Here is a 12,239-nt window from a genome sequence, read left to right as displayed (position 1 = left end):
CCTCCACCATCCTTCGGATGGTCCCCCTCCCCCGCCCCGCGGGGGAGGACCAGCCGCACCGCCGGCGGTCGGCTTCACCCGCAATTGACGGACTTTCACGGGCGCAGCAGAGTGGCGCGCCTGCCGGACGTGCTCCAGGGGGCAGTGGAGTTCAGGATGACCGTCGCCGACGACTTGCCTCCGCGCACCAGCCCCATGTCACCCGCCGCACGTCTCAGCGCCTTGCGGGCAGCGACGGCCGAGCCGCTCGACCTCGATGGTCTCAGGCGACTGGCGGAGGGTGAAGACGATGTCGCCGCCCTGGCGCGGAGCTTCATCCACGCCACGCAGGAGATCGACCAGCGCAGCAAGGAACTCGCCATCTTCAACAGCGTCGGCGAGGCGATGGGCAAGGCGCTGAACGTCAAGACGGTGACCCGCATCGTCGGTGACAAGGTGCGGGAAATCGTCTCGGTCGAGGTGGTGGAGATCCTGCTTAAGGATAGCGCCGCGGGGCTGATCACCGTCCCCTACGCCTTCTATGGCGTCTATCATGAGCCCGAGCCCTTCGCGATGGGCGAGGGGCTGACCTCAAAGGTGATCCTTTCCGGCCAGCCGCTGCTGCTCCGCTCGAGCGAGGAACAGGTGGCGCTGGGGGCGCTGATCCCCACCGAGGACGACCGGACCGAAGCCTATCTGGGCGTGCCGATCATTGCCGGCGACGAGGTGCTGGGCGTGGTGAGCGTCCAGGCCTATGAGCAGAATGCCTTCAACGAGACCCATGTGCGGCTGCTGCAGGGGCTCTCGGCCAGCATGGGCGTCGCCATCGCCAATGCCCGCCTGTTCGACGAGACGCAGCGCCTGCTCAAGCAGGCCGAACAGCGCGCCGCCGAGCTTGGCGCCATCAGCAAGGTCAGCGAGGCGCTGATTGCCGAGGCCGATTTCGACAGCACCATCCAGCTGATCGGCAACCAGATGCGCGACATTTTCGAGGCCGACATCGTCTATGTGGCGCTGCTCGACCCCGAGACCGGACTGATCGACTTCCCGTATCAGTTTGGCGATGAGTTCCCGACGCTGAAGCTGGGCGAAGGGCTGACCAGCAAGATCATCGAAACCGGAGAGCCGCTGCTGATCAACCAGGATCTCGACGAGCGCAGCGCCCAGATCGGCGCGACCCGCGTGGGAAAGAACGCCGCGTCCTATCTCGGCGTGCCGATCAAGACTGTGCAGGGCACCATGGGCGTCATCAGCGTGCAGAGCACGACACGCGAGGGGATGTTCGACGACAATTCGGTGCGGCTGCTCTCGACCATGGCGGCCAATGCCGGCGCGGCTTTGCACAATGCCCAGCTCTATACCGAGACGCTGCAGCTTTCGCTGTCGCAGCAGCAGGCCAAGGAAGCGGCGGAGGCGGCCAACGAGGCGAAGAGCACGTTCCTCGCCACCATGAGCCACGAAATCCGCACGCCGATGAACGGCATTATCGGCATGATGAACCTGCTGCTCGCCACCAAGCTCAATGCCGAGCAGCGCGATCTCGGGCAGACCGTTAATGACAGCGCCGAGGCGCTGCTCACCATCATCAACGACATCCTCGATTTCTCCAAGGTCGAGGCGGGCAAGCTCGATCTCGAGCAGCGTCCGTTCGTGTTGCGCGATTGCCTCGAGAGCGCCATCGACCTCGTCGCGCCGCGGGCGGCGGAAAAGCGGCTCGACCTCGGCTATGTGATCGAGCCGGGGACGCCCGAGCTGGTGGTCGCCGACAATGACCGGCTGCGCCAGGTGCTGCTCAACTTCCTCAACAATGCGGTCAAGTTCACCGAGCGGGGCGAGATCGTCCTGTCAGTGATGCCGTTGCCCGAGGCGGAGAGTGCCGGCAGCGACCAGCTGGCGCTGCGCTTTGCCATCCGCGATACCGGCATCGGCATTCCGGCCGATCGCATGGATCGGCTGTTTAAGTCGTTCAGCCAGGTGGATGCCTCGACCACCCGCCGTTATGGCGGCACCGGCCTCGGCCTCGCCATCAGCAAGCGGCTGATTGAACTGATGGGCGGCGAAGTGTCGGTCGAGAGTGCCGAGGGCAAGGGCACGACCTTCAGCTTCACCCTCACCACGCCGGCCGCGTCAGCCAGCCGGCCGCAACTGCCGCCGGCGCGCGAACTGAGCGGCAAGCGGCTGCTGATCGTCGACGACAACCTGACCAACCAGCGGATCGTTACGCAGCTGGCACAATCCTGGGGCATGGCGCCGAGCGCCAGCGCTTCGGCGGCCGAGGCCCTGGCGCTGCTATCAGGCGTTGAGGTGTTCGACGTCGTGGTGCTCGACATGGACCTCGGTGGCACTGACGGCATTACCCTGGCCCGGCAGATCCGCGCCCTGGGGCCGCAAGGCGGCATGCCGCTGGTGCTGCTCAGCGCCATGGTGCCGTTGTCGGAGCGGCAGAAGCGGGAGATGGAGACGGTTGGGTTTGCCGTGGTGCTCAACCGGCCGATCAAGGCCTCGCCACTGCTCAATGCGTTCATGGCGATCTTCGCCGGCGCCGCCCTGCGCGTCGACCGGGCGGGCCAGGGCCATGACGTGGCGGTGGCCGACACGGCGCGCCAGTATCCGCTCAGCATCCTGCTGGTCGACGACAACGCCACCAACCGCAAGCTGGCCTCCAAGGTGCTGGAGCGGCTGGGCTACCGGGCCGATATGGCCTCGGACGGCCATTCGGCCATCGAGGCCTACGGTCGCGGTGCGCATGACGTGGTGCTGATGGATATCGAGATGCCCGACATGGATGGCATCGACGCAACGCGGCTGATCCGCGCCTCGATCCCCGGCGCGGCGCACCAGCCCTATGTCGTGGCGCTGACCGCCAACGCCATGTCCGGCGACCGCGAGCGCTATATCGAGGCCGGGCTCGACGACTATGTCAGCAAGCCCCTGCATATCGAGGAACTGGTGGCATCGCTGCGGCGCGCCTTTGCAGCGGCGCGGGGGTAGGGCGGCGGGCCTTAGTGGGCCCCGTTTGCTCCGCCCACTCGGTGTCATCCCTGCGAAAGCAGGGACCCAACTTTCCACTGGTGCGGGCTGAGGAATGGGTCCCAGCTTTCGCTGAGATGACATCCGGTGCGTGGGTGAGGCCGTGAGCTCGTCTGGCGGATGGCCTGTGGTCACCGACGGCGGCTCTGGGAAGTGCATCGGCCCCAACAATCAGCCAAGCCCAGCAAGTTGTGCGCTGGTCCCTATCTGCTGGGCATCAGACCTCCGGTTCCATTGACAAGCCATCGGGGTGCAATCCACAAAAAGTGCGGGACGCCAGTTCAGTAATGTGATGGCGCAATGTTGTAGTGAGGGCGTGGTGACGATCGACAGGCAGGCACTCGACAAGCTGCAGGAAATCGTCGGCGGCGATCCGGCCGATCTGGTCGAGTTGATCGAATCCTTCCTCGAAGAAGCCCCGGAACTCGTCGAAGCATTGGCCGCAGCGCAGGGCTCGGGTGATCTTCAGGGCGCACGCCGGGCGGCGCACTCGCTCAAATCGAACGCCCGGGACATGGGGGCAGGCGAGCTGGCCCAACTGTCAGCTGAGCTCGAGGCGCAATGCGTGGCCGGCATGCTGCCCGGCGAGGCCGAAGTCGAGGCGGTGCGCCGCGCTTTCGCCGAAGCAGCGAGCGAGCTGCGCGCCGCGTTCCCCGCGGTCGCACAATGAGCGGCGCCGGCACGGTCCTCATTGTCGACGACTCCGCCATGGTGCGGACCAAGCTCAGCAAGGCCGTCGAGGCGCTGGGCTATGCGGCCGAAACCGTCGGCAGCGGCGTCGAAGCACTGAAGCTGTTGGGCGGCGCGGCCTTCGACGTGGTGCTGCTCGATATCGTGATGCCGGAGATGGATGGCTTCGAGGTGCTGAGGGCATTGAAGGCCTCGGCCCGCACGCGCGACCTGCCGGTGATCGTCATCTCGGCGCTCGATGAAGAGATGAGCAGCGTGGTCAAGGCGATCGAGCTCGGCGCCGAGGATTTTCTGCCCAAGGATTTCGAGGTGGCGCTGCTCAGGGCACGGCTTTCGACCTCGGTCGAAAAGAAGCGGCTGCGCGACAACGAGAAGGAATACCTGCGCGAGGTGACCAAGCTCACCCGCGCCGCGTCGACGCTGGAACTGGGCAAGTTCAACCCGGAAAAACTGGGGATCAACGAGGTCGCGGCGCGGGGCGACGGGCTCGGCACGCTCGCCAAGGTGTTCTCCACCATGGCGCAGAGCGTCTACGAGCGGGAACGCAAGCTCCGCCAGAGCATCCGGACGTTTCGCGGCGCGCTGATCCTCATCGCCTGCGGCGTGCTGTGGGGGCTGGTGGTGCCGCTGGCGAAGCTCGCGTCGGAAGTCGAGGCGCACCCGGTGGGTCTCGCCATCCTGATCGATACGCTGGGGGCCGTGCTCTGCATCGGCATCAGCCTCAAACGCGGCACGCTGCCGAAACTGTCGAGCCTCGGGCGCGGCGATATCAGCTTCATCGTGGTGTTCGCGCTGCTCAGCGCAGTGCTGAATCAGGTGCTGGTCTACTGGATGGCGAGCCAGTTGCCGGCCTTCATCGTCTCGATCGTCATCGTGCTCGAAGGCTTCATCGTCTTTCTGTTCGCCGCGCTCATGCGCACCGAGGTCGCGAGCCTCAAGCGCTTTGCCGGTCTCGGCCTTGGCCTCGTCGGGATCATCGTGATCCTGTTGTTCGGCATGCCGGTGAACATCGCCGCCAACTGGCTCTGGGTCGGCCTCGCCCTGCTCATTCCGGTGACCTATGCCGCCGAGGACCTGTTCATTGCCGAGCGGCGGCCGGCCAGGATCGACACCATCGCCCTGTTCGGCCTGGTGCAGGTCGTTTCGGTCGCAACGCTGATCCCGATTGCCTTCGTGACCAACGATTTCGTGCCGTTCGAACAGCTGAGCGGCCAGACCGGTATCATCGTGCTGCTGATGGCGGTGGCCTCGAACGCGGCGATGCTGCTGTTCATGTGGCTGATCAAGACCACCGGCGCGGTGTTCGGCAGCCAGACCGCCTATGCCGGCACCGCTGCCGGTATCGGCTGGAGCATGCTGCTGCTGGGCGAGGCCGTGCCGCTGTTGACCTGGGGCGCGCTGGCGCTGGTCTTCCTCGGCCTGCTGCTGGTCGAGCCCAAGCAGGAAGCCGAAGCCGAACCGCCGGTGCTCGACGAGGCGGAGGATGAGGGGCCGGTGGCCGTGGCGGTGCAGTCGGCGGCGGAGTAGGGCGGGCGTGAAAGACGTAACAGCTCGATGCCCCGTTTGCCCCCGATAGTGCCTCAAACTCGGTGTCATCCCAGCGAAAGCTGGGACCCAACTCGCCTCAGCGCAAGTGGATGTCGGACGAGGGCGGGGCCCTCGCCGTGGGGTCCCAGCTTTCGCTCGGATGACAGCCGGTGGGTGTGGCTAGAGGGTGCCTAGCGTGACCAGGTTTAGGGCGCGTCACAGCAGCCGCCGCAACGCCGCAAAACTCCCCTCATCCATCTGCGCGATGTTGAAGCGCATGAAGTTGCCGGCGGTCTGGGCGGCGCTGAAGGCGTTGCCGGGGGCCAGCACCATGCCCTCGGCCAGGGCGGCGCGGGCGAGCTCGGCGCTGTCGCGGCCATCGGGCAGTTGGCACCAGAGGAACATGCCGGCGCGCGGTTCGAGCCAGGGGGTGATGCCGAGTTCGCCGAGCCGCCCGCCGACGCTGCGACGAGCCCGCTCCAGCCGGGTGCGCAGGGCCTCGGCATGGCGGTGAAAGCGCCCGTCGCTGAGGACGCTCAGCACCAGCTCCTCGTTGAGCCGGGCGCCGCCGAACATGGTGGCGATCTTCAGCTCGATCAGCGGCTCGAGCCAGTCGCGCTTCACGGCGATGAACCCGCACCGCACCGAGGCGGAGAGGGTCTTGGAGAAGCTGCCGATCTGGATCACCCGGTCGAGCCCGTCAAAGCCGGCGAGCCGCGGCGCCGGGCTGTGCTCGAAATCGGCGAAGATATCGTCTTCGATGATAGTGAGCCCGTGCTGGTCGGCGAGCTTCAGCACCCGATGCGCAGTGACCGGCGAGAGCGTCGCACCCGTGGGGTTATGGATGGCCGAATTGGTGATGTAGAGCCGCGGCTTCTCCTCCGCGAGCGTCGCGGCGAAGGCCTCGATATCGGGTCCGTTGGGCGTATAGGGCACGCTGACGACGCGCACCCGATGGGCGCGCAGCAGCGCCTGGAAGTTGAAGTAGCAGGGATCGTCGACCAGCACGGTATCGCCCGGCTCGAGCAGGAAGCGGCAGATCAGGTCGATAGCCTGAGTGCCGCTTTCGGTGAGGGCGATCTGGTCGGGCGCCGCCTCGACGCCACGCTCGCCCAGCCTTCGGCTGATCAGCTGGCGCAGCAGCGGAAGCCCGAGCGGCGCGCCGTAGTTGGTAAGAGTATCGACGCTGGCGCGGGAGGCGGTGCGCAGGGCTTTCCGGAGGCTCTGTTCGGCCATCCAGGCGGCGGGCAGCCAGCCGCAGCCGGGTTTTGGCACCGCATCGTCGGCCTCGAGCGATTGGCGGGAGACCCAGAGCGGATCGATGGCCCGATCGAGCCTGGGCTCCACCGCCGAGAGCTGCATCGGCGCCAGTTGCGGGGCGACGTAAAAACCCGAGCCGGGGCGTGAGACAAGCACCCCCTCGGCCACCAGCCGGCTATAGGCCTCGACCACCGTCGAGACCGAGACCTCGGAGGATTTCGCCAGGGCCCGCACCGAGGGCAACCGGGCGCCGGCGACGAGGCTGCGCGCGGCAATGCGGGCGCGCATGGTCGCCATGAGGTGCTCGATCCGGCTTGGCGGCGCAGATTGTGCTGTATCCGTGACCATAACAGTTTGCTCGAACTGTACTGGACTGTAACTGGCGCGGTTCGCATCGGCAACCGATAAGGCGGCAGGGAAGGTTGTTGGTTTTGTCGCGCTTTCGAACCGGAAAAGTCTGCAACTTTTCCTGAAAGCGCTCCGCGGGAGTGCGCCATGAACCGGTCGACGAGCGGTTGGATCAACGGATTGATCGGGGTGATCATCTTTTCGGGCTCGCTGCCGGCGACCCGGCTCGCCGTCGCGGCTTTCGATCCGGTTTTTTTGACCGTCGTTCGCGCCGGCATTGCCGGGCTGCTCGGGCTCGGCCTGCTGCTGGTGTTCCGGCAACCGCGGCCAAAGGCGAGCGACCTGCTGTCGCTGGTGATCGTTTCCTTCGGGGTGGTGGTCGGCTTTCCGCTGCTGACGGCGCTGGCGCTGCAGCATGTCACCTCGGCGCATTCCATCGTCTTTATCGGGTTGTTGCCGCTCTCGACCGCAATCTTCGGGGTAATCCGCGGCGGCGAGCGGCCGAAACCGGCCTTCTGGGCCTTCTCGCTCGCCGGCAGTGCGCTGGTCGCCGGCTTCGCGCTGGCGCAGGGCGGCGAGGCCTCGCCGCTCGGCGATGGGCTGATGCTGGCGGCGATCATCGTCTGCGGGCTCGGTTACGCCGAGGGGGCGAAGCTGTCGCGCACGCTGGGCGGCTGGCAGGTGATCTCGTGGGCGCTGGTGCTGTCGCTGCCACTGATGGCGGTGCTGACGGTGGTTTACTGGCCCCAGTCGTTCGCCGCGGTCAGTCTGCCGGCCTGGCTCAGCCTCGGCTACGTGTCGCTGTTCAGCATGCTGATCGGGTTCGTGTTCTGGTATCGCGGCCTGGCGCAGGGCGGCATCGCGGCCGTGGGGCAACTGCAATTGCTGCAGCCGTTCTTCGGGCTGGCGCTGGCGGCAAGCCTCTTGGGCGAGACGGTGACGCCGGCGATGCTGCTGGTGACGGTAGCGGTGATCGGCTGCGTCGCGGGGGCGCGGCGGTTTGCGAAGTAGGTTGGGGCTTGTGCTGACGGTGCCCGCCCCGCCCCCTCGCCCCTTTGGGGAGAGGGCGGCGAATGAGGCCGACGGCCTCATTCGCGGGGTGAGGGGCGCCAAGCGCACCGGCGTCAGAGATCAGCAAGCAGCCGGCCTGCCGGTGTGCTTGGCTGCCCCTCACCCTGGCCCTCTCCCCAAAGGGGCGAGGGGACGCGAGACCACCGCCAGTGCGAAACTGCGGCAAGAGTGCCTCACCCGCGCATCTTCCGCTCGAGCAGCCGCCGCTCCGCCATGAGCCGCACCAACGGCAGCGCCCGGGCATAGGCGGCCTGTGCTTCGGCCGGTCGGCCGAGCCGGGTGAGCAGGTCGGCGCGCGCCGCGTGCAGCGGCCAGTAGCCGTCGAGCGTGCCGGCGGCGGCCAGGGCCTCGACCAGCTGCAGCGCCCGCTCCGGGCCATCGACCATCGATAAAGCCGCGGCGGCGTTGAGCTCGACCACCGGAGAGGGCTGCAGCCGCAGCAGCACCTGGTAAAGCCCGGCGATCTGCGGCCAGTCGGTCTCGGTAAAGCTGGGGGCCTGGGCATGGAGCGCCGCAATCGCCGCCTGCACGCCATAGGGGCCGATGCGGCCGGGCTGCGACAGGGCGCGTTCGACCAGCGCCTTGCCTTCGGCGATCGCCGTGCGATCCCAGCTGGTGCGATCCTGTTCCTCGAGCAGCAGCAACTCGCCGGCGCCGTCGCTGCGGCCGCCAAGCCGCGCCGCGTGCAGCAGCATCAGCGCCAGGAGGCCGGCGATTTCCGGCTCGCCCGGCAGCAACTGGTCGAGCAGCCGGCAGAGCCGTATCGCCTCGGCGCAGAGTTCGGGCCGGGTGGTCGCCGTGCCGGCGCTCGGCGCGTAGCCCTCGGTGAACACCAGGTAGACCACCGCCAGCACCCCGGCGAGCCGCTCGGCGAGGTGCTCGCGACCCGGCACCTGATAGGGAATGGCGGCGTCGCGGATTTTCGATTTGGCGCGCACCAGGCGCTGCGCCATGGTTTCCTCGCTGACGAGGAAGATGCTGGCTACCGCCGAAGTCGCGAGCCCGCAGACGATGCGCAGGGTCAGCGCCACCCGGGTTTCGAGCGCCAGCGCCGGGTGGCAGCAGGTGAAGATCAGCCGCAGCCGGTCATCCTCGATATCCTCGGCATCCGGTTGCGGTGCGACAGCGGTTTCGGCGGCCAGCACCTTCAGCTTGCCGCGCAACGAAATGCGTCGCCTGAGACGGTCGATGGCCTTGTGCCGGCCGGTATTGACCAGCCAGGCGCGCGGGTTGTCGGGCAGGCCGGTCTGCGGCCAGCGGGTCAGCGCCGCCTCGAACGCATCCTGCGCCCCTTCTTCGGCGAGCTCGAAATCGCCGACAAGGCGGATGAGAGTGGCGAGCACTCTCCCCGCCTCGTGGCGATAGACCGTTTCGATGGCCGCCCGGTCGAGCATGCACGTACTCAGTACATGCGCGACAGGCTGTCGATTGGCCGGACTTCGACCGCGCCGGCGCTGAACGGGATCTTCTCCGCAATCGCCAGCGCTTCGTCGAGATCGCTGGCCTCGACGATGTAATAGCCGCTCAGCTGCTCGCGGGTTTCGGCGAATGGTCCGTCGGTGGTGAGCGACTTGCCGTCGCCGCGGCGGATGGTGGTCGCGGTGCTCGACGGCTTCAGCTTGTCGCCACCCTTCAGGTGTCCGCTCTTGACGATATCCTGGGTAAAGCGCGCATAGGCCTCGCCCATGGCCTTGCCCTGTTCCGCCGTCGCCGCGCCCATCGCCGCTTCGTCGCCGTAGATCATCAGCAGGTACTGCATTGTCATCTCCATATGCTGGCAGTTGCTACCGGCGATCGGTCGAACGGAGGTCAGGCGAGATCGACAGGCGAGCCGGAATTATTTCGGAGGCGCCTGTCGGCCAGAGCGCTTTCGGGAAAAGTTGCAGACTTTTCCGGTTCGAAAGCGTGACCAGATCAAAGACTTAGAGCGTTTCACCGATTCAACGAAGCGGCGAAACGCCCTAGGCCGAGAGACTGGCGACGAACTGCTTGGTGCGCTCCTTCTGCGGAGCGCGGAACAGGCTTTGCGCCGGGCCGGCTTCCACCACTTCGCCGCGGTCGAGGAACACCACGTCCGAGGCTATGGTCGAGGCGAGGCGCAGGTCGTGGGTGGCCATCAGCATGGTGGTGCCCTCGCGCGCCAGTTGGGCCAGCACTTCGACCACCTCGCCGGCGAGTTCGGGATCGAGCGCCGAGGTCGGCTCGTCGCAGAGCAGCACTTCGGGCGATGGGGCCAGCGCCCGGGCGATGGCGGTGCGCTGCTGCTGGCCGCCCGAGAGGTTGGCCGGCCAGGCCTCGGCTTTCGCCGCCATCCCGACCTTGTCGAGCAGCGCCCGGGCATGGGCGCGCGCCTGGTCGCGCGGCCAGCGCAGCACCGTGACCAGCCCTTCCATGACGTTCTCCTCGACCGTCAGGTGGGGGAACAGCTGGAAGTTCTGGAACACCATGCCGGTCGAGCGTCGCATGGTGAGGATCTCGGCCCGCGAGTGGTGCGAGCCGGCGCCGAATTCGAGGCGGTTGGCGCCGACCGTTACGCTGCCCGATTGCGGCAGCTCGAGCAGGTTGACGCAACGCAGCAGCGTGCTCTTGCCGCTGCCGGAGGGGCCGATCAGCGCGGTGACGCTGCGCTCCGGCACCCGCACCGAGACGCCGCGCAGCACTTCGACATCGGCGAACTGCTTGTGGATGGCCTCGAGCGCGATCATGACGCGGCTCCAATGAAGCCGCCGTAACGCGCCAGGCGCTTTTCGAGCCGGCCCTGCAGCATCGACAGGAGCGAGCTGACCGCCAGGTAGATCAGCGCCACTTCGACATAGAGGATCAGCGGTTCATAGGTGGTGGCGACGATGCGCTGGCCGGCGCGGAACAGCTCGGGCACGGTGATGGCGGCGGCGAGCGAAGTATCCTTGATCAGCGAAATGAAGGTGTTGGAAAGCGGCGGCACCGCGACGCGGCCGGCCTGCGGCACGATGATCCGGCGCATCGCCTGCGTCCAGGTCATGCCGATGGAGAACGAGGCTTCCCACTGCCCCTTGGGCACCGAGATCAGCGTGGCGCGGATGATCTCGGAAGTGTAAGCGCCGACATTCAGGGTGAAGCCGATCAGCGCCGCGGGGAACGCATCGAGCGTAATGCCGACGCTGGGCAGCCCGTAAAAGATCAGGAACAGCTGCACCAGCAGCGGCGTGCCGCGGATGATCCAGACATAAAAGCGGATCAGCGCCGCAAACGGCCACGGTGCGAACAGCCGGACCAATGCCGCGCCGAAGCCGACGGCGAGGCCGAAGGCGAAGCTCAAGAGCGTCAGCGGCACGGTGAACAGCAGGCAGGCCCAGAGCAGCGAGGGCAGCGACTCGAGCATCAGGTTCAGCCAGGGCGGCACTTCCCAAAAGATCATCGCACGTCCCCCAAAAGAGAATGGATCGGCCTCGTTCAAGGCCGATCCATACAATAGCTGGCAGTTGCTCGACTACTGCGAGACGTCCTCGCCAAAGTACTTCTGAGAGATCGTCGCATAGGTGCCATCGGCCTTGATCGCCGCGAGCGCCTCGTTGATGGCCGCCAGCAGCTCGGGCTTGCCCTTGGCCAGCAGCACACCGGAATAGTCGGCATTGGCCTGGGTAGCGGCGATCTTCACCGGCGCGTCGGGCTGCTGCTTCTTGAAATCGAAGAACGACAGGCTGTCATTGATGGTGGCGTCGGCACGGCCCTGGATCACCAGCGCGATCGACTGGTCGAACCCGTCGGTGGGCACGATCTCGGCGCCGCTGGCTTCGGCGAGCTTGCCGAAATTGGAGGTGGTGGTCTGCGCCGCCTTCTTGCCCTTGAGGCTCTCGAACGAGGTGATGTCGGTATTGTCGGCCTTGACGATCAGCGCGGCCTTCGAGGCGATATAGGGCTCGGAGAAATCGTACTTCTCCTTGCGCGCGTCGGTGATGCCGACCTGGTTGATCACCACGTCATAGCGATTGGCATCGATGCCGGCGATCAGCCCATCCCAGGGGCCTTCGACGAACTCGGCCTTCACCCCGATGCGCTTGGCAATCTGCTCGGCAATCTCGACGTCGAAGCCGACCAGCGCGCCCGAGGCATCGTGGAAGGTGAAGGGGGCATAGGTGCCCTCAGTGCCGACCCGCAGCGCGCCCGCAGTCTTGACCTGGTCGAGCGCCGTCTGGGCGAGCGCCGGGGTCGAAAGGCCAAGGCCGACAAGGCCGATCGCCAGCACGGACTTGAGGATGTTCATGTTTCTTCTCCATTGGCCGGTGGGTCATCTGCCCCCGGCTTTGGGCTGAAACGTGCCCCTCGCGCCCAGACGCCGCAATGGGTTGGAAGGG

General features: G+C 66.7%; 10 protein-coding genes. 4 read left to right on the top strand and 6 right to left on the bottom strand.

What is annotated here, in order from left to right:
* The first annotated feature begins 156 nt into the window (after positions 1-156).
* From ASC68_RS07750 to ASC68_RS07740, 3 genes are all read left to right on the top strand, one after another.
* On the top strand, positions 157-2,970 hold the full coding sequence (locus ASC68_RS07750; protein WP_055877368.1) for a response regulator: 2,814 nt from the start codon (positions 157-159) through the stop codon (positions 2,968-2,970).
* Between the two features lie 355 nt (positions 2,971-3,325).
* Positions 3,326-3,679: an Hpt domain-containing protein gene (locus ASC68_RS07745; protein WP_197421125.1), complete on the top strand. Its 354-nt coding sequence runs from the start codon at positions 3,326-3,328 to the stop codon at positions 3,677-3,679.
* A complete protein-coding gene (locus tag ASC68_RS07740) occupies positions 3,676-5,226 on the top strand; it encodes a response regulator (protein ID WP_055877362.1) in 1,551 nt (516 codons plus the stop codon). Before ASC68_RS07745 ends, ASC68_RS07740 begins: the two co-directional genes overlap by 4 nt.
* A 216-nt stretch (positions 5,227-5,442) precedes the next feature.
* Here ASC68_RS07740 and ASC68_RS07735 read toward each other — a convergent pair whose 3' ends face one another.
* Positions 5,443-6,834 (bottom strand): PLP-dependent aminotransferase family protein, encoded by a 1,392-nt coding sequence (locus ASC68_RS07735; protein ID WP_055877359.1) that lies wholly within the window; start codon positions 6,832-6,834, stop codon positions 5,443-5,445.
* 147 nt (positions 6,835-6,981) lie between these two features.
* Between ASC68_RS07735 and ASC68_RS07730 the strand changes: the two genes are divergently transcribed.
* Complete coding sequence (locus tag ASC68_RS07730; RefSeq protein ID WP_055877358.1) at positions 6,982-7,845, top strand: DMT family transporter; 864 nt, start codon at positions 6,982-6,984, stop codon at positions 7,843-7,845.
* 233 nt (positions 7,846-8,078) lie between these two features.
* On the opposite strand, the gene ASC68_RS07725 is transcribed toward ASC68_RS07730, so the two are convergent.
* The 5 genes from ASC68_RS07725 to ASC68_RS07705 form a co-directional block, all read right to left on the bottom strand.
* Entirely contained in the window at positions 8,079-9,299 is a 1,221-nt protein-coding gene (locus ASC68_RS07725) for an RNA polymerase sigma factor (RefSeq protein WP_055877356.1), read from the bottom strand.
* A gap of 8 nt (positions 9,300-9,307) precedes the next feature.
* Positions 9,308-9,664, bottom strand: a complete 357-nt coding sequence (locus ASC68_RS07720) for a YciI family protein (RefSeq protein WP_055877353.1) — start codon at positions 9,662-9,664, stop codon at positions 9,308-9,310.
* 202 nt (positions 9,665-9,866) lie between these two features.
* Positions 9,867-10,610 (bottom strand): amino acid ABC transporter ATP-binding protein, encoded by a 744-nt coding sequence (locus ASC68_RS07715; RefSeq protein ID WP_055877350.1) that lies wholly within the window; start codon positions 10,608-10,610, stop codon positions 9,867-9,869.
* Positions 10,607-11,287, bottom strand: coding sequence for an ABC transporter permease subunit (locus tag ASC68_RS07710; protein WP_055877370.1), 681 nt, complete (start codon positions 11,285-11,287; stop codon positions 10,607-10,609). The genes ASC68_RS07715 and ASC68_RS07710 overlap by 4 nt, the downstream gene beginning before the upstream one ends.
* Positions 11,288-11,374: 87 nt before the next feature.
* Positions 11,375-12,148: an amino acid ABC transporter substrate-binding protein gene (locus ASC68_RS07705; RefSeq protein WP_055877347.1), complete on the bottom strand. Its 774-nt coding sequence runs from the start codon at positions 12,146-12,148 to the stop codon at positions 11,375-11,377.
* Between the last annotated feature and the right edge of the window lie 91 nt (positions 12,149-12,239).

The organism is Devosia sp. Root105 (genome assembly GCF_001424865.1).
Classification (GTDB): Bacteria; Pseudomonadota; Alphaproteobacteria; order Rhizobiales; family Devosiaceae; genus Devosia_A.
The sequence above is the reverse complement of the archived record's forward strand: the minus strand, read 5'-3'. Positions and strand labels throughout refer to the sequence as shown.

What these genes read in the sequence shown, in the direction of transcription:
- ASC68_RS07705 (WP_055877347.1), bottom strand. Translation starts at nt 12,148, where the DNA reads ATGAACATCCTCAAGTCCGTGCTGGCGATCGGCCTTGTCGGCCTTGGC.
- ASC68_RS07750 (WP_055877368.1), top strand. Translation starts at nt 157, where the DNA reads ATGACCGTCGCCGACGACTTGCCTCCGCGCACCAGCCCCATGTCACCC.
- ASC68_RS07720 (WP_055877353.1), bottom strand. Translation starts at nt 9,664, where the DNA reads ATGCAGTACCTGCTGATGATCTACGGCGACGAAGCGGCGATGGGCGCG.
- ASC68_RS07740 (WP_055877362.1), top strand. Translation starts at nt 3,676, where the DNA reads ATGAGCGGCGCCGGCACGGTCCTCATTGTCGACGACTCCGCCATGGTG.
- ASC68_RS07735 (WP_055877359.1), bottom strand. Translation starts at nt 6,834, where the DNA reads ATGGTCACGGATACAGCACAATCTGCGCCGCCAAGCCGGATCGAGCAC.
- ASC68_RS07725 (WP_055877356.1), bottom strand. Translation starts at nt 9,299, where the DNA reads ATGCTCGACCGGGCGGCCATCGAAACGGTCTATCGCCACGAGGCGGGG.
- ASC68_RS07715 (WP_055877350.1), bottom strand. Translation starts at nt 10,610, where the DNA reads ATGATCGCGCTCGAGGCCATCCACAAGCAGTTCGCCGATGTCGAAGTG.
- ASC68_RS07730 (WP_055877358.1), top strand. Translation starts at nt 6,982, where the DNA reads ATGAACCGGTCGACGAGCGGTTGGATCAACGGATTGATCGGGGTGATC.